Here is a 17,446-nt window from a genome sequence, read left to right as displayed (position 1 = left end):
CATCTTGCGGCCCGGTGTCGTCGGTGCTTGAGTGTGCGGCGCCCACCGCTCCTGCCTTGAGGGGTCCACCGATGAGAAGCACCGGGTTCCGCCGTACCGTCGCCGCGATCGGCGTCTGTTCCTCGCTCGCCCTCACCGCGGCCGCGTGCGGCTCGGACGGCGACGACAGCTCGGCGGGCGGCAAGACCCGCATCACCGTCAACTGCGAGCCGCCCAAGAGCGCCAAGGTCGACCGCGGGTTCTTCGAGGAGGACATCGCCTCCTTCGAGAAGGCCCACCCGGACATCGACGTCGTCGCCCACGACGCGTTCCCCTGCCAGGACCCCAAGACCTTCGACGCCAAGCTCGCCGGCGGCCAGATGGAGGACGTGTTCTACACCTACTTCACCGACGCCCGGCATGTGGTCGACATCCGCCAGGCCGCCGACCTCACCCCGTACCTCAAGGAACTGGGGAGCTACGACAGCATCAGCAAGCAGCTGCGGGACATCTACACCGTAGACGGCAAGGTCTACGGCATCCCGCGCACCGGCTACTCGATGGGCCTGATCTACAACCGGGCCCTCTTCCAGAAGGCCGGCCTCGACCCCGACAAGCCCCCGGCCACCTGGGACGAGGTCCGGGCCGCCGCCAAGAAGATCGCCGGACTCGGCGACGGCACCGTCGGGTACGCGGACTACAGCGCGCAGAACCAGGGCGGCTGGCACTTCACCGCCGAGCTGTACTCCCAGGGCGGCGACGTCGTCAGCGCCGACGGCAAGAAGGCCACCGTCGACACCCCCGAGGGCAGGGCCGTGCTCCAGAACCTGCACGACATGCGCTGGGCCGACGACTCCATGGGCAGCAAGCAGCTCCTCGTCATCAACGACGCCCAGCAGATGATGGGTTCGGGCAAGCTCGGCATGTACCTCTCGGCGCCGGACAACATCCCGATCCTCGTCAAGGAGAAGGGCGGCGACTACAAGGACCTCGCGCTCGCCCCCATGCCCGGCGGCAAGGGCACCCTCATCGGCGGCGACGGCTACATGTTCAACAAGAAGGCCACTCCGGCCCAGATCCGCGCCGGCCTCAAGTGGCTCGACCACATGTTCCTCACGCCCGGAGACGGCTTCCTCGGCGACTACGCCCGCGCCAAGAAGAACGACGCGCCCGTGGGCCTGCCCGAGCCGCGGCTGTTCACCGGAGCCGCCGACGCCAAGGACCAGCAGGTCAAGAAGGCCAACGCCAACGTCCCGGTGGAGAACTACCAGACCTTCCTGGACGGCAACCAGAGCCTGGACATGAAGATCGAGCCGCCGCACGCCCAGCAGATCTACTCGGTGCTCGACGGTGTCGACAGCATCCTGGCGCGGGGCTGACCGCCATGACGAAGACGGCCGAGCGCCTGCCCGCGGCCGCCGCCCCCCTGGCCCCGTCCCCCTCCCCCGAGGGCGGCCGGGGGCGCCGGGTCCTGGCCGACCAGCTCCGCGCCTACGGCTTCCTGCTCGGCGGCCTCGTCTGCTTCGCCCTGTTCTCCTGGTACCCGGCGATCCGCGCCGTCGTCATCGCCTTCCAGCGCTACAACCCCGGCTCCGCGCCCGAATGGGTGGGCACCGCCAACTTCCGCCGGGTGCTGCACGATCCGGAGTTCGGCACGGCCTGGCGCAACACCCTCACCTTCACCCTGCTCGCCCTCCTGCTCGGCTTCGCCGTCCCCTTCGTGCTCGCCCTCGTCCTCAACGAACTCCGGCACGCCAAGGCGTTCTTCCGGGTCGTGGTCTACCTCCCGGTGATGATCCCGCCGGTGGTCAGCGCCCTGCTGTGGAAGTGGTTCTACGACCCCGGCGCCGGCCTCGCCAACGAGACGCTGCGCGCCCTGCACCTGCCCACCTCGAACTGGTCCAACGGCACCGACACCGCGCTGCTCTCCCTGGTGATCGTGGCCACCTGGGCCAACCTCGGCGGCACCGTCCTCATCTACCTCGCCGCCCTCCAGTCCATCCCCGGCGAGCTGTACGAGGCCGCCGAGCTGGACGGGGCCGGCCTGCTCCAGCGCATCCGGCACGTCACGGTCCCGCAGACCCGGTTCGTGATCCTGATGCTGATGCTCCTCCAGATCATCGCCACCATGCAGGTGTTCACCGAGCCGTTCGTGATCACCGGCGGCGGCCCGGAGAGCGCGACCGTCACCGTGCTCTACCTCATCTACAAGTACGCCTTCCTCTACAACGACTTCGGCGGGGCCTGCGCCCTCAGCGTCATGCTGCTGGTGCTGCTCGGCGCCTTCTCCGCCCTCTATCTGCGGCTCACCCGCACCGAGGGGGACGCGTGAGCACCCGTACCCTCATCTCCCCGGCCACCCTGGCCCGCCCGCGCGGGAAGGCCCTGTACTGGACGGTGTTCGGGGCCGTCGTCGTCCTCTTCGCGCTCGCCTTCCTCTTCCCCGTGTACTGGATGGCGTCCGGCGCGATGAAGTCCCCGGACGAGATCGCCCGTACCCCGCCCACCCTCGTCCCCGAGCACTGGCACCCCGACGGCTACACCGACGCCTGGGACCTGATGCAGCTCCCGCTGCACCTGTGGAACACGGTGGTGCAGGCGGCCGGCGCCTGGGCCTTCCAGATCGTGTTCTGCACGGCCGCCGCCTACGCCCTGTCCAAGCTGAAGCCCGCCTTCGGGGGCGTCGTCCTCGGCGGCATCCTCGCCACCCTGATGGTCCCGGCGCAGGCGCTCGTCGTACCGAAGTACCTGACCGCGGCCGACCTGCCGCTCATCCACACCAGCCTGCTCAACGACCCGCTCGGCATCTGGCTGCCGGCCGTCGCCAACGCCTTCAACCTGTACCTGCTCAAGCGGTTCTTCGACCAGCTGCCCCGCGACGTGCTGGAGGCCGCCGAGATCGACGGTGCGGGGAAGCTGCGCACCCTGTGGTCGGTCGTGCTGCCCATGTCCCGGCCGGTGCTCGGCGTGGTCTCCATCTTCGCGCTGGTCGCCGTCTGGCAGGACTTCCTCTGGCCGCTGATGGTGTTCTCCGACACCGACAAGCAGCCGGTCAGCGTGGCCCTGGTCCAGTTGTCGCAGAACATACAGCTGACCGTGCTCGTCGCGGCCATGGTGATCGCCAGCATCCCCATGGTGGCGCTCTTCCTCGTGTTCCAGCGGCACATCATCGCCGGGATCAGCGCGGGCAGCACCAAGGGCTGACCCGGCCCCCCACCGACAGAAAGGCACGCACCGTGGCACAGCCCACCCATGCCCGCAGGCAGGCCGACTGGTGGCGCTCGGCCGTCATCTACCAGGTGTACGTGCGCAGCTTCGCCGACGGCGACGGCGACGGCACCGGAGACCTCGCCGGGGTCCGCGCCCGACTGCCCTACCTCGCCGAACTCGGCGTGGACGCCCTGTGGTTCAACCCCTGGTACCTCTCCCCGATGAAGGACGGCGGCTACGACGTCGCCGACTACCGCACGGTCGATCCCCGGTTCGGCACCCTCGCCGAGGCGGAGAAGCTCATCGCCGAGGCCCGTGAGCTGGGCATCCGCACGATCGTCGACATCGTGCCCAACCACGTCTCCGACCAGCACCCGTGGTTCAGGGCCGCGCTCGCCGCCGCGCCCGGCAGCCCCGAGCGCGACCTGTTCCACTTCCGCCCCGGCCGCGGCGAGCACGGCGAACTCCCGCCCAACGACTGGCCGTCGCAGTTCGTCGGCTCCACCGAGCCGGTGTGGACCAGGCTGCCGGACGGCGACTGGTACCTGCACCTGTTCACCCCCGAGCAGCCCGACCTCAACTGGGCCCACCCGGCCGTGCACCGCGAGCACGAGGACATCCTGCGCTTCTGGTTCGAGCGCGGTGTCGCGGGCGTCCGCATCGACTCCGCGGCCCTGCTCGCCAAGGACCCCGCCCTGCCCGACCTCGCCGGGGCCCCCGACCCGCACCCCTTCGTCGACCGCGACGAACTCCACGACGTCTACCGCTCCTGGCGGGCCGTCGCCGACGAGTACGACGGCGTGTTCGTCGGTGAGGTCTGGCTCCCCGACGCCGAGCGCTTCGCCCGCTACCTCCGCCCCGACGAACTGCACACCGCGTTCAACTTCGCCTTCCTGTCCTGCCCCTGGGACGCGGACCGGCTGCGCGCGGCCGTCGACTCCACGCTTGCCGAGCACGCGCCCGTCGGCGCCCCCGCCACCTGGGTGCTGTGCAACCACGACATCACCCGCACCGTCACCCGCTACGGCCGGACCGACACCGGCTTCGACTTCGCCGCCAAGGCGTTCGGCACCCCCACCGACCTCGTGCTCGGCACCCGCCGCGCCCGCGCCGCCGCCCTGCTCTCCCTCGCCCTGCCCGGCTCGGTCTACCTCTACCAGGGGGAGGAACTGGGCCTGCCCGAGGCGGACATCCCGGTGGACCGGATCGAGGACCCGATGCACCACCGCTCCGGCGGCACCGACCCCGGCCGCGACGGATGCCGGGTGCCGCTGCCCTGGACCGCCGACGCCCCGCACGCGGGCTTCGGCTCCCGCGAGGAGCCCTGGCTGCCGCAGCCGGCGGGCTGGGCCGCCTACGCGGCCGACCACCAGGAGCGCGACCCGGGCTCCATGCTCACCCTGTACCGCGAGGCGCTCGCCGTCCGTCCGGCGTTCGGCGAGGGCCCGCTGACCTGGCTCCCCGCCCCCGACGGCGTCCTCGCCTTCGCCCGCGCGGACGGCACCCGGTGCGTGGTCAACCTCGCCGCCACGGCCGCCGAACTGCCCGCCGGGTCCGAGATCCTCCTCGCCAGCGGCCCGCTGGACGACACGGGCCGGCTGCCGCAGGACACGGCGGTCTGGCTGCGCGCCTGACCGCACCCGCACCCCCCGCGCTCCCCGCTATCCCCGGCACCCCCACCACGAAGGGATCAGCACATGCCCAGCACCGCCAGACACCCCGGCCGGTCGACCGCCATCGGGGCGCTCGTCGCCGCCCTCGCCGCGGGCACGCTCGTCGCCGTCGCCCCGGCCGCGCACGCAGCCTCCGGCGCCACCCTCCCGTTCACCTCCGTCGAGGCCGAGTCCGCCACCACCACCGGCGGCAAGATCGGCCCCGACTACACCCAGGGCACTCTCGCCTCCGAGGCGTCCGGACGGCAGGCGGTCCGCCTCAACTCCGGGCAGCGCGTGGAGTTCACCGTGCCGCGCGCGGCCAACGCCGTGAACGTCGCCTACAGCGTCCCGGACGGCCAGTCCGGCTCGCTCGCCGTCTACGTCAACGGCACCCGGATCGCCAGGTCGCTCCCGGTGACCTCCAAGTACAGCTACGTCGACACCAGCTGGATCGCCGGGGCGAAGACCCACCACTTCTTCGACAACGCCCGGCTGCTGCTCGGCCAGAACGTCCAGGCCGGCGACAAGGTCGCCTTCGAGTCCACCGGCACCCAGGTCACGGTCGACGTCGCCGACTTCGAGCAGGTGGCCGCGGCCGCCACCCAGCCCTCCGGTTCGGTGTCCGTCGTCTCCAAGGGCGCCGACCCCAGCGGCGGCGGCGACTCCACCCAGGCGTTCCGCGACGCCATCGCCGCCGCGCAGGGCGGCACGGTGTGGATACCGCCCGGCGAGTACCGGATCACCTCCTCGCTCAGCGGCGTGCAGAACGTGACCCTGCGCGGCGCCGGGCACTGGTACTCGGTCGTGCGCGGCTCCCGGTTCATCGACCAGTCCAGCTCCTCCGGCAACGTCCACCTCAAGGACTTCGCGGTCATCGGCGAGGTCACCGAGCGCGTCGACTCCAGCCCGGACAACTTCGTCAACGGCTCGCTGGGCCCCGGCTCCTCGGTCTCCGGCATGTGGCTCCAGCACCTGAAGGTCGGCCTGTGGCTGACCGGCAACAACGACAACCTGGTCGTGGAGAACAACCGCGTCCTCGACACCACCGCCGACGGCCTCAACCTCAACGGCAACGCCCGCGGCGTGCGCGTCAGCAACAACTTCCTGCGCAACCAGGGCGACGACTCCCTCGCCATGTGGTCCCTGTACGCGCCCGACACCAACTCCAGCTTCGAGAACAACACCATCTCGCAGCCCAACCTGGCCAACGGCATCGCCATTTACGGCGGCACCGACATCTCGGTGAAGAACAACCTGGTCTCCGACACCAACGCCCTCGGCAGCGGCATCGCCATCTCCAACCAGAAGTTCCTCGACCCCTTCTCCCCGCTGGCGGGCACCATCACGGTCTCGGGCAACACCCTGGTCCGCGCGGGCGCCCTGAACCCCAACTGGAACCACCCGATGGGCGCGCTGCGCGTCGACTCCTACGACAGCGCCATCAACGCCACCGTCGACATCACCGACACCACGATCACCGACAGCCCGTATTCCGCCTTCGAGTTCGTGTCCGGCGGCGGTCAGGGCCACCCGGTCCGGGGCGTCAACGTGACCGGGGCGACGGTACGGAACACCGGGACCGTCGTCGTGCAGGCCGAGTCGCAGGGCGCCGCCACCTTCAAGAACGTGAGCGCCACCCAGGTCGGCTCGGCCGGGATCTACAACTGCCCGTACCCGGCGAACTCCGGGGCCTTCACGCTCACCGACGGCGGCGGCAACTCCGGCTGGAACAGCACCTGGTCGGACTGCTCGACCTGGCCCCAGCCCGGCCAGGGCAACCCCCAGCCGGACCCCGACCGCAATCTGGTGAAGGGCCGCCCGGCCACCGCGACCGGCTCCCAGGACGTCTACACCCCGGGCAAGGCGGCCGACGGGGACGCCAACACCTACTGGGAGTCGGCCAACAACGCCTTCCCGCAGTCCTGGACGGCCGACCTCGGCTCCGCCTACGCGGTCCGCCGCCTCGTCCTGAAGCTGCCGCCCTCCTCGGCCTGGGGCGCCCGTACCCAGACCGTCGCCGTGCAGGGCAGCACCGACGGCTCCTCGTACACCACCGTCTCCCCGGCGCAGGGCTACCGCTTCGACCCGGCGACCGGCAACAGCGTCACCGTCGCCCTGCCCAGCGGCACCAGCCTGCGCCATCTGCGGCTGACCGTCAGCGGCAACACCGGCTGGCCGGCCGGGCAGTTCAGCGAGGTGGAGGCGTACCTGAAGCCCTGACGGGAGCACCGCACCGGCCCGCTGCCCCAGCCGGGGGAGCGGGTTCCGGTGTGCCCGCCCGTGTCCGGAACCATGCCGATTGTCGTCCGAACGCCTATCGTCGTGCCGTGACCTACGCAGCATCACGGGACGCGGACCACGAGTCCAACTGGCCGCGCGGCAGTTACCTCGGCAGGCTCTCCGCGGCCGCGCTCGAGGACCTCCTGGCCCTCGGCCGGCCGCGCCGCTTCGCCCCCAGGGACCTCCTGGTCCGCCAGGGCGACACCGACCGGCACAGCCTGCTGCTGCTCACCGGGTTCACCAAGGTCACCGCGACCGCCCAGAACGGGCGCGAGTCCCTGCTCGCGATCCGGCTGGGCGGCGACATCATCGGGGAGATGGCGGCGGTCGCGGACATGCCCCGCACGGCGACGGTCACCGCGTGCGGACCGGTGACCGCGCGCGCCGTGCCCCACGAGACCCTGCGCGCCTTCCTGCTCCGCCGGCCGGACGCCGCCGTGGAGCTGACCGGCATCGTCTCCGAGCGGCTGCGCTGGGCCAACAACCGGCGCCTGGAGTTCCGGGGTTACAACGTGAAGGAACGGCTGGCCCGCATCCTGGTCGATCTCGCGGCCGGCCACGGACACCCCGGTCCGGACGGGGTGGAACTCGGCTTCACCCTCACCCAGCCCGAGCTGGCCGCTCTCACCGGAGCGGCCGAACCGACCGTGCACAAGGCGCTCAAGGAGCTGCGGGACGCCGAGCTGATCGTCACCGGTTACCGCACCACGACCGTCCTCGACCCGGACCGGCTGCGCGAGGAGGCCCGGCTGCTGCCCTCCGATCTCGACTGAAGTCGGCCTGTCCGGAGGGGACTTCAGCCCGAGAAGGCCCGCAGCAGCACGCACAGCCCGGCCGTGACCGCCATCGCGGCCGTGCACCCGACGGCCACGGCGGCATAGCGGCACTTCGTCACCGTGATCGCCGCCATGAACCGGCACGCCTCCCACAACTCCGCGCCCGCCGGCCCCGGCAGCGGGCCCGGCGCGGCGGCGACGGCCGACAGGGCGCGGACGCTGAAGCGGTTGAAGGACGCCGGCCGCCACAGCCGGGGCCGCAGCACCAGCGCCAGGCAGCCCACCCCGGTCACGAAGGCCACCGCGAACAGGACCACCAGCCCGTCCAGCAGCACCCCGCTCACCGCGTGGTGCGCCCAGGCCGAGCGTGCCGTACGGACCCAGGGCCCGAAGGAGACCACCAGCGCGGCCTGCACCCCGGCGAGCACCCCCGCCTTGCCGTCGGCGAGCTGATGGGTGGTCTGCAGCGATGTCAGCATCACGGCCGCGTCCTGCGGTCCGCCCTGCGTCTGGTGCGTCATGCCGTCTCCTCGGTAACGCGCGAGCCCCGAGCCGGGGTGCGACCAGTAACGCGCGCCGGGGCGCGGGCGACCACCTAATTCGACGGGTTCCGGGAAAGCGCCGCGCATCCCGTATTTCTACGGGGTTCGGCCGCGCGCCGACTGATACCACGTATTCCCGTGCTGTCGAAACAACAGCGGACCAGGGTTGTTTCTGTCTCGTTTTCGCAACAGGGGCATCCGTCGGCGGGCGGCACTGTAATGCTGCTTGTCCCATCCAGATCGACGCGTTCCGGCGCGCGGGATTCGATCACGATTCCGAAGGAATAGAACATGAATCGAATGAAGGGATTCGCGCGGCGCTCTCTGTTCTCCGTGGACGCGGAAGGATACGGGCGGAGCCATCCCCGGCGTCAGCACTGGATGCAGGACGCCATCGACCACGTGCTCACCCAGGCCGCCACCGAGGTCGGCTTCGAGCGGGAACGGTGGCAGACGCAGTTCGCGGGCGACTCCGCGTTCAGCGTGCTGGGCGCCGACGAGTCCGAGCCGCTCCTGGTGGACGACTTCGTCCGCCATCTCGACTCCGGGCTGCGCGAGGTCAACGACGGCCGCGAGGCCGCCGCCCGGCTCCGGCTGCGGGCCGCGATCCACCACGGTGTGGCCGTCCCGGCGCGCGGCGGCTTCTCCGACCACGGCGCGGTCGAGACCGCCCGCATCCTCGACTGCGGGCCGCTGCGGGAGGCGCTGCGGCTCAGCCCGTCGGCCGTGCTGGCCGTGGCCGTCTCCCGCGAGGTCTTCCACACCGTGATCGGCGGTGCGTACACGACGCTGCGGGCGGAGGAGTTCCGCGAGGCCAGGGTGCGGACGAAGGAGTTCGACGACGCGGTGTGGATCAGGGTGCCGGGCGGCGACGTCCACGCGATCGCGTCCCTGGAGGGCGACGGGCCCCCGGTGGCTCCCGCGCTGCCCGCCGCGCCCACCGTTCCGGAGCGGCCGGACACCCCCGCGCGGACGTCCGTTCGCGACCAGAAGGCAGAACTGGTTTTCGAAGCGCCGGTGCACGGTCCCGTCATCGGCATCGTGAATGAGTACCGCGCATGAACGGCGACACCCCGCTCCCCGGGAACCCGCCGCAAGACACCGGCCGGGAGGGCGAAGTGAACCGCCCCATACCGTCCGCGTCCGGAGCGTGGGAAAAACCGGTGACGGAGAATGTCCCCGACGCCGATAAAGGCCCGGAGCTGGCGGAAAAGGAATCCGCGAGCCCGGTACGCGGCCAAGGCCCGGACGCCGGGAATTCCGTCACCACCGGGACGCGGGAGACGGGCGGGACGCCGGGCGAGCCGGGAACCCCGGAGTCCGGCGAGCGGCCCGCCCGGTCCGGCACTCCCGAGGCACCCGGCGGTGAACCCATCCGCTCCCCGGAAGGCCCGCCGCCCGCCGGCCAGGAAGGCCGGCCCGCGTCCGCCAAGGCGGACGAGCAGGTGTCCGCGCTCCACAACACCTACAACACCACCGTCAACCAGAACATGTACGGCGGCACGGGCCCCGGCGGCGTGACCGGGATCGCGGGCTTCGCCCCGGCCCCCCGGGGCCGGGCGACCGGACCCATGCGGCAGGAGGAGGTCGCCCTCCTGCTCGAACGCTTCGCCGAGCCCGACGCGTTCGCGGAGGCGCTCGCCGCCCTCCGCGCCGACCACGTGGTGACGCTCATCGGCGAGTCCGGCACCGGGCGGCGTTCGGGCGCGGTGGCCCTGCTGAAGAAGGCCATGGACGGAGGCGGCCGGGTGATCGTGCTGTCCCCCGACATCACCCTCGACCAGCTCGCGGAACGCGAGTTCCACGCCGGAAAGGGCTATGTCGTCCTCGACCGCGTCCAGGACGGCTCCCTCAACGAGACCCAGGCGGACTTCGCCTGGCGCCGCGTGCAGGAGCGCGTGCACGCCAGCCGGGCCCACCTCGTCGTCACCACCCGGCCGCGCAGGGAACGCGTACTGCCCACCTCCGTCAGCCACGTGGCCTGGAGCGCGCCCTCGGCCGAACAGGTGCTGCGGCTCCGGCTCCGGCTCGGCGGGGTACCGGAGGAGACGATCGCCGAGGCGGTCAAGCTGATCCGGCCCAACTGCCCCGTGGCCAAGGCCGCGGAGGTGGCCGACGGCATCTGCGAGGGCGGCGCTCCGGAGGAGGTGTGGAACGACTACGACACCGGCACCTACGACACCGTGCAGCGCTGGTTCCTCGCGCCCGGGCGCACCATGCGGGAGGTCCTCCAGGTCACCACGGTGGCGTTCGCCGCGGGCAACGGCATCAGGTCCTGCGAGGAGCTGTTCGCCCTGCTCGACTCCCATGTGGGCCGGCAGTTCGCCCAGGGAACGGCGGGCGGGGGCAAGGCCAACGCCTTCTCCCACTCGCTCGCCTCGGGCGCCGCGCAGAAGGGCAACGACCTCGCCGCGAAGCGGGACGGCGGGGCGGAGTCCGCGCTGTTCGGCCGCCGGCGGGCCATGCTCGACATCGAACTGCTGGCGCTGCGCCAGGTGCCCATGGGCGCGGTCGTCCGCGAGGTCGTGGAGTTCGCCACCCCCTCGCACCGCCGCTGGGTGTTCATCGTGCTGTGCGGCCTCTTCGACCGCGACTTCTGGGAGGGGGTGCGGAAGTGGCTCGGCGCCGTGCTGAACGAGCCGGACGCCCCGTGCCGTCCCGGCACGCTCGCCGGTGACGAGTTCGAGGTGTCTCTGGCCGCCGGCCTGGCGATGCTCGCCACCAAGGACTTCGAGGAGGTGGTCGGCAAGTACCTGATGCCCTGGGCGCAGGGGCACGCCGGGCAGCGCGGGCAGTCCATGGCCGTCTACGTGCTCTGGTACATGTGCCAGAGCGACCTGGGCCTCGACACCGTGGCCCTCGACATCGCCCGCGACTGGGCCCGCTCCGCCTCGCCCGAGCTGCGCGGCACCGCGGCGCTGGCCTTCAGCGGCTGGCTCGGGGTGCGCTTCCCCTCGGACGCCGTGAAGTGGCTGTGGCACCTGATCGCCAACGAGAAGGGCCAGGGCCTGGCCGCCGCCGCGCTGGCGAACCACTTCGCCCTGCTCGTCCACCACGACGAGGACACGTCGCGGGTGCTGGGTCTGCTCACCTACCGGCTGGACCGGCTCCCGGCCAGGGCCGGCCGCTCGCCGATGAGGTCGCTGACCTACCAGGTCGTGGTGACGATCCTCGCCATCAGGGACGCGTCCGGCCGCCCCGTCGCCCTGCGCCGCTTCGTGCGGCACCCCGAGGGCGGGGGCGCGCTGCTGGACCTGTGGGCCAGGGCCTTTCGCTACTGGCCGCTGCGCGCCATGGCCCTGAAGGCGTTCGCCGACCACCTCGGCGCACTGCCGTCGCTCACCGAAGAGACCGTGGACATGGGCCGCGCCCTCGGCCGTGGACTGTACGAGCGGGTGACCGACCCGAAGGAACGGTGCGCACTCTGCGCGGACCTGAGAAGGCTCACCAGGAACAAGAAGCCGCAGGACGCGATCGGCGCCCTGCTGGACGAACTCCGCTGTGATGAAGGGTGTTGACATGAGCGAGGCCCCGCGCGCGCCGTATCCGGTCGTCTCGGCCCGGACCCTCGAACCACCCGCCGCCCGTGGCTGGCGCGGCATGGGCACCGCCCGGCGCGAGCGCTCGGAGCTGCCCCTGCTGGAACCGCACCAGATCGCCGTGTACCGGGTGGGGGAGAACTGGGTCCAGAACCACGGCGACGTCGACCCGCGCTCCGAGACCGCGGTACGGGCCACCTCGGTGACCGTCGTGGACCAGCGGCGCGACGTCCCGGTGGAGTCCATGGTCACGGTGCCCTCGGGCGACGGCGCCGACTGCGCCGTGCGGGTCCGCTTCCGCTGCACGGTCGAGGACGCCGAGGAGCTGATGCGCGAGGGCGGCCCGTCCGACGCCTCCGAAGCCCTCGTCTCCTACCTCCAGGGGTGTCCGGCGCTCGCCGACGAGTACGTGCCCCAGGGGGACGCGCAGCTCGCCGAGGCCGCCAAGCGGATCGGCGTCAACGTCACCGCCTTCGCCGTCGCCCAGCCGCCCCGCCTGCCGGGCATGGCCGTCGAACTGGTCAGCGTCGACCTGCTCACTCCGGGCCAGCTCAGCGAACTGCGGCAGCGACTCATGGAGTTGAGGCTCCAGCAGGAGCGGGACGCGGTGGAGCAGGCGGTCGCCCAGGAGCGTGCCAAGCGGGAACAGGAGTACCAGCAGCAGCTCGTGGCGCTGAAGCAGCAGCACGAGGAGCAGATGCGGCAGCGTGAGCAGGAGGCCGAGCTGAACCTCGCGGAGCAGCGGGCCGCCTACGAACGCGAGCAGGAGTCGCTCGACGCCGGCCAGGAGGAGCGGCTCGGTTCCCGCTTCGCCCTGTGGCGGGCCTACCGGCGCAAGGAACTCACGGCCGAGCAGCTCGCCGACCGGCTGGGCAGCGCCGAACGCGATGTACGGGAGGCCCAGGAGCGCCGGGACGAGACCCAGCGGGCGCTGCAGGAGAAGCTGGACACGTTCCTGCGCGAGGACCTGCGCATCGAGGCCGAGCGGGCCGATCGCCGCTGGGAGCTGGAGCACCAGGAGAAGCTGCGCGAGCTGGAGGCCGGCCGGGAGGAGCGCCGGCACCGCGACGGTCAGCGCCGGGAGGACGCACTGCGCAAGGAGCGCGACGACCGGCAACGGGCCGACCGGCGCCAGGAGATGAAGTTCGAGCTGTACAAGAGGCTCGTCCAGGAGGGCCACACCGCGACGATGCCCATCGACATGCAGCGCCTGCTGGAGGAGCTGCTCGGCGGCACCCTCGACAGCGGCCACGACGACATCCGCACGGAGGTCGAGGCGGGCGAGCCGACCTCCGGCGCCACCGGGGCCGCCGGCAGCGCGGACGCACCCCGTTCCGGCTCCGCGAGCACGGGCGCGCCGGCCTCCGGCGACGGCGAGCGGTACGAGGACGACGAGCAGAACCCGTACGACGTCGGTCCCGTGGGGAGGGAGGAATATGGCGACTGATCACCGCGCCCGCGCCCCCCGCCGCCGGGGCCGTCTCCTCCGCTCCGGCATAGGCGTGTACGAGCCGGTCCTTGACACCGTGCCGTCCGAGCGTCCCGTCTACACCCGCTACGGCGGCATCGTGCTGGCCACCGCCCTGCTGGGCGGGATCTCGGCGGCCGTCGCCCTGGACGCGCTGCTGCAAGGGGCCTCGGTGTGGGCCATGGTGGCGGCCGGAGCGGTGTGGACCGCCTTCGTCTACCTCGTGGACAGCTGGCTGGTCTCCAGCACGCACGGCAAGATCGGCCGGGCCCGCAACCGGGCGCTCCTGCCACGCCTGTTGCTGTCGGTGCTGATCGGACTGGCCCTGGCCGAGCCCCTGTTGTTCCAGGTGTTCGCCCCCGAGATGGACAAGTACCTGACCGAGGGCCGCAAGCAAGCGGTCCAGGCGTACTACGGCCGTCTGCTGGCGTGCAATCCGGTCGACGGCACGACCGCCGAGGACCGCTCCGGCTGCGAGGAGTTCCAGCTCGGAGTGCGCGGAGCCCCGGTGGCGCTCAGGAAGCAGACCGACGCCGTCAAGAGCCAGTTGAGCAAGCTCACCACGCACATCGACGAGGTCGACAAGCGGCAGGCCGAGCTCGGCTCCACCTCCAACGACCTGTGCGGGAGGAAGAACTACAAGCGGGTGGCCGGAGGCTGGGACGTCACCGAGCAGTGCGTGATCGCGCGCAGGCAGGCCGCCGCGTACTCCTCCGCCAACAAGATCCAGTCAGAACGCGACAAGGCGACGGCCCTGCGGAACCGGATCGGCACCCTCGACGACCGGATGAAGCAGTCCACCGAGGACTACAAGGACAAGGTGATGGCGGCCGCGCGGGCCGAACGCGCTGCCAAGGCGGCGGACCTGCGCGACACCGGTCTGCTCGACCGTGCCGAGGCCCTCTGGGCGGTGATGACGAGCGCGTTCTACCCGTGTTATTTCGCCATCGTGCTCCATCTGCTCCTGCTGGTCTTCGACTCCCTGCCGGTCCTGGTGAAGTTCATGGCCGGGGTCAGCGCCTACGACGTGGCACTGCACGACCACCTGGAGGGCGCCCGGCGCGAGCGGGAGGCCGACCGCCGGGCGGAGGAGGAGCGGGCGCGGGAGCTGCGGCGGGCCGAACTGGCCACGCTGCGGGCGCGGACCACCGACGAGCGGGAGGCCGCCGAGCACGAACTCGCCCAGTCCCGGGTGCGCCGCGAGAAGGAGCGCCGGGCCCTCATCGAGGAGCTGACCCAGGCCCTCCTGAAGGAGGAGCCCAACCGGAATATCGGATTCCCGGAACAGAATGGTCAGGTACGGATCAAGCCACGGTAAGGTGCCCCGGTGACCACGCAATCGAACATCCCCGCGGGCTCGTACCCCGACGCGAACGGTGCGGACCCGACGCCGGGCGGCACCCTGTTCACCGAGCCGGTCCTGGTGGTGAACCAGAAGGCCAAGCTGATCGAGCTGACCAACGAGTACAAGGTCATGGACCAGAACGGCCGTGACCTCGGTTCCGTGGTCCAGGTCGGGCAGGGCCTGCTGCGCAAGATCCTGCGCTTCGTCTCCAGCCTGGACCAGTACCTCACGCACCGGCTGGAGATCCGGGACGCCCAGGGGCAGCCGCAGCTGCTGCTCACCCGGCCCGCGAAGATCTTCAAGTCGCGGGTCCTGGTGGCCCGTCCGGACGGGTCCCAGGTCGGTGAGATCGTCCAGCAGAACATGATCGGCAAGATCAACTTCGCCATGAACGTGGACGGCCGGCAGGTCGGCGCGATCAAGGCGGAGAACTGGCGGGCCTGGAACTTCGCCATCGTGGACCACGAGGGCACCGAGATCGCCCGGATCACCAAGACCTGGGAAGGACTGGCCAAGACGCTGTTCACCACGGCGGACAACTACGTCCTGCAGATCCACCGCCCGCTGCCCGAGCCGCTGCTGAGCCTCGTCGTCGCCACGGCGCTCACCGTGGACACCGCGCTGAAGCAGGACGCGCGCGGCCTGGGCTGACCGGCACCCCGGCATCAGGCGCGGAAAAGGGCGGCGGGCGCGTGGAGCGCCGGCCGCCCTTCCGGGTGCCCGAGGAGTGCCTCTAGAGCCGCGTCAGCCGACGCGGCCTCGACCGCCTCCGCGTCAGCCTCGGCTCCGCGGTCGCCGTACCGGGCTCCAGCGCCAGCACCGCCGCCACGGGATGCTCGTCGTCGTCCGGCCCCGGAGCGGGCGGGGGTACGGGGGCCGCGGCCGGGGTGGCGCGGGTCAGCAGCACCACGCCCCGGGCCGCGAGGGCCGCTCCGGCCAGTGCCGGCAGGATGCCGACGGCGCCGCCGCCCAGGTCCTGTCCCAGCAGGGTCAGGCCGATGACCGAGGCGGCCAGCGGATTGGCCAGGGTGACCACCGCGAGCGGTGCGCCGAGCCCGCCCCGGTACGCGGTCTGCGACAGCAGCAGTCCGCCGGTGGCGAAGGCGGCCACCAGCACCGCGACCACGATCACCAGCGGGCTCAGGACCGGTCCGGAGTGGTCGGTGGCGGCCACGGTCGCGGTCTGGGTCAGCGCGGAGGCGACTCCCGAGGCGAACCCGGAAGCGGTCGCGTGCCTGAGCCCCGGCCGGACGCCGGGCCGGCTCAGGGTGCCGATCACGGCGGTCGTCGTGGCGGCGACCGCCAGGGCCGACGGCAGGCTCAGCGACCGCTCGGGCGCCGGCCCGGAGGCCGCCGTCAGCAGCGCGCCGAGGCCGAGCAGCGTCAGCGCCGTGCCACGCCACTCCAGCGCGGTCACCCGGCGCCCGGCCGCCCGCGCCCCGAGAGGCACCGCCGCGACCAGGGTGAGCGCGCCCAGCGGCTGGACCACGGTGAGCGGCCCGTACCGCAGGGCCACGACATGCAGCAGCGCGCCGGCCACGTTCAGGCCGACCGCCGACCACCAGGCGCCGCTGCGCAGCAGTCGCGGCAGGCCCGCGCCCAGGTCGCGGGAAGCGAGACCGGCCTGCGCCACGGCGGCCGAGGCGTAGGCGACGGCCGATATCAGGGACAGTCCGATGGCGACCAGCATCGCGCCGTTCATCGGGCCGCTCCCGCGAGCGTGGTGTCCCCGGCCAGGAGGCGGGGACCGGGAGCGGTGAAGCCCGCGTCCCGGGGGCCCGCGTCGCGGTGCGGGGAGTGGACGACGGCGAGTGCGGTCACCAGCAGGGCGGTCGCCACGATGGAGTCCAGCCAGTAGTGGTTCGCCGTGCCCACGATCACCGCCAGGGTGATCAGCGGGTGCAGCAGCCACAGCCAGCGCAGGCGCGACCCGGTCGCCGCGATCAGTCCGACGGCCACCATCAGCGCCCAGCCGAAGTGCAGCGAGGGCATCGCCGCGAACTGGTTGGAGAGGTGGTCCCGCGCGGGCGGCCCGTACACCGAGGGCCCGTAGATCCGGGCCGTGTCCAGCAGGCCGGTGCCGCTCAGCATCCTCGGCGGGGCCAGCGGGAAGACGAAGGCCAGCACCAGCGCCGCGCTCGTCACCAGTGCCAGCACCCGGCGCGCCCACACGTAGTGGGCCGGGCGGCGCAGGTACAGCCAGATCAGGAAGGCGACGGTGGCCGGGAAGTGGACGGTCGCGTAGTAGGTGTTCGCCAGGTGGACCAGGCCGTCCCCGCGCAGCAGCGCCGACTGCACGCCGGTCTCGGCGGGCAGGTGGAAGGCCCGCTCCAGGTGCCACACCCGCCGGGCGTCGTGGAAGGCGTCCGAGGTGTGGCCGTCGGCGAGCCGCCGCCCGGTCTTGTAGACCAGGAAGAGCCCCGCGACGAGCAGGAACTCCCGCAGGAGCGGTGGCCGGGGCGGTGTGTCCGGTCGCGCTTCGGCGGGCTCGGATCGGGCGTTCATGCCCCGGCCCCCTTTGTTCATGGTGGTGCGTGCCGGGCCCGGACGGCTTCCGAACCCAGCGATACGTCTCCGTACCGATACGCCAGTGTACCGATACGGTCGAGTACCGGTACACTTCCGTATCGGTACAGTGCGACACACTGGGAT

General features: G+C 71.9%; 13 protein-coding genes and 1 pseudogene. 11 read left to right on the top strand and 3 right to left on the bottom strand.

Features of this window, described 5'->3' with window-relative positions; genetic code table 11:
- Nucleotides 1-71 precede the first annotated feature (71 nt).
- From ABZ898_RS27365 to ABZ898_RS27340, 6 genes and pseudogenes are all read left to right on the top strand, one after another.
- Nucleotides 72-1,331, top strand: a pseudogene (locus ABZ898_RS27365) (sugar ABC transporter substrate-binding protein); the annotation flags it as partial.
- 32 nt (nt 1,332-1,363) lie between these two features.
- Entirely contained in the window at nt 1,364-2,311 is a 948-nt protein-coding gene (locus ABZ898_RS27360) for a sugar ABC transporter permease (RefSeq protein ID WP_361664315.1), read from the top strand.
- The gene (locus ABZ898_RS27355; protein WP_361664312.1) at nt 2,308-3,183 is read left to right on the top strand and encodes a carbohydrate ABC transporter permease; all 876 of its coding nucleotides are present in this window, start codon (nt 2,308-2,310) and stop codon (nt 3,181-3,183) included. The genes ABZ898_RS27360 and ABZ898_RS27355 overlap by 4 nt, the downstream gene beginning before the upstream one ends.
- A 32-nt stretch (nt 3,184-3,215) precedes the next feature.
- Nucleotides 3,216-4,823, top strand: a complete 1,608-nt coding sequence (locus ABZ898_RS27350; RefSeq protein WP_361664309.1) for a glycoside hydrolase family 13 protein — start codon at nt 3,216-3,218, stop codon at nt 4,821-4,823.
- Nucleotides 4,824-4,886: 63 nt separating this feature from the next.
- Nucleotides 4,887-7,064: a discoidin domain-containing protein gene (locus ABZ898_RS27345; RefSeq protein WP_361664307.1), complete on the top strand. Its 2,178-nt coding sequence runs from the start codon at nt 4,887-4,889 to the stop codon at nt 7,062-7,064.
- Between the two features lie 107 nt (nt 7,065-7,171).
- Nucleotides 7,172-7,897: a Crp/Fnr family transcriptional regulator gene (locus tag ABZ898_RS27340; RefSeq protein WP_361664304.1), complete on the top strand. Its 726-nt coding sequence runs from the start codon at nt 7,172-7,174 to the stop codon at nt 7,895-7,897.
- A 23-nt stretch (nt 7,898-7,920) separates the two neighbouring features.
- Here ABZ898_RS27340 and ABZ898_RS27335 read toward each other — a convergent pair whose 3' ends face one another.
- A complete protein-coding gene (locus tag ABZ898_RS27335; protein WP_361664302.1) occupies nt 7,921-8,421 on the bottom strand; it encodes a hypothetical protein in 501 nt (166 codons plus the stop codon).
- 312 nt (nt 8,422-8,733) lie between these two features.
- On the opposite strand from ABZ898_RS27335, the gene ABZ898_RS27330 reads away from it, so the two are divergent.
- The 5 genes from ABZ898_RS27330 to ABZ898_RS27310 all read left to right on the top strand — a co-directional run bounded on the left by ABZ898_RS27330 (nt 8,734) and on the right by ABZ898_RS27310 (nt 15,445).
- Nucleotides 8,734-9,504, top strand: a complete 771-nt coding sequence (locus tag ABZ898_RS27330) for a hypothetical protein (protein WP_361664299.1) — start codon at nt 8,734-8,736, stop codon at nt 9,502-9,504.
- A 101-nt stretch (nt 9,505-9,605) separates the two neighbouring features.
- Complete coding sequence (locus ABZ898_RS27325) at nt 9,606-11,960, top strand: hypothetical protein (RefSeq protein WP_361664296.1); 2,355 nt, start codon at nt 9,606-9,608, stop codon at nt 11,958-11,960.
- 1 nt (nt 11,961) lies between these two features.
- Entirely contained in the window at nt 11,962-13,428 is a 1,467-nt protein-coding gene (locus ABZ898_RS27320) for a hypothetical protein (RefSeq protein ID WP_361664293.1), read from the top strand.
- Nucleotides 13,418-14,767: a DUF4407 domain-containing protein gene (locus ABZ898_RS27315; RefSeq protein WP_361664290.1), complete on the top strand. Its 1,350-nt coding sequence runs from the start codon at nt 13,418-13,420 to the stop codon at nt 14,765-14,767. Before ABZ898_RS27320 ends, ABZ898_RS27315 begins: the two co-directional genes overlap by 11 nt.
- Before the next feature lie 9 nt (nt 14,768-14,776).
- Nucleotides 14,777-15,445 (top strand): phospholipid scramblase-related protein, encoded by a 669-nt coding sequence (locus ABZ898_RS27310; RefSeq protein ID WP_361664287.1) that lies wholly within the window; start codon nt 14,777-14,779, stop codon nt 15,443-15,445.
- An 82-nt stretch (nt 15,446-15,527) separates the two neighbouring features.
- On the opposite strand, the gene ABZ898_RS27305 is transcribed toward ABZ898_RS27310, so the two are convergent.
- Together ABZ898_RS27305 and ABZ898_RS27300 are read right to left on the bottom strand one after the other, a co-directional pair.
- Entirely contained in the window at nt 15,528-16,496 is a 969-nt protein-coding gene (locus ABZ898_RS27305; protein WP_361664284.1) for a hypothetical protein, read from the bottom strand.
- Nucleotides 16,493-17,299 (bottom strand): phosphatase PAP2 family protein, encoded by an 807-nt coding sequence (locus ABZ898_RS27300; protein ID WP_361664282.1) that lies wholly within the window; start codon nt 17,297-17,299, stop codon nt 16,493-16,495. Before ABZ898_RS27300 ends, ABZ898_RS27305 begins: the two co-directional genes overlap by 4 nt.
- Between the last annotated feature and the right edge of the window lie 147 nt (nt 17,300-17,446).

The organism is Streptomyces sp. NPDC046860, assembly GCF_040645115.1.
In the GTDB taxonomy this organism is placed as follows: domain Bacteria; phylum Actinomycetota; class Actinomycetes; order Streptomycetales; family Streptomycetaceae; genus Streptomyces.
Note: the sequence above shows the minus strand (reverse complement) of the source record. Positions and strands in the feature narration are given on the sequence as shown.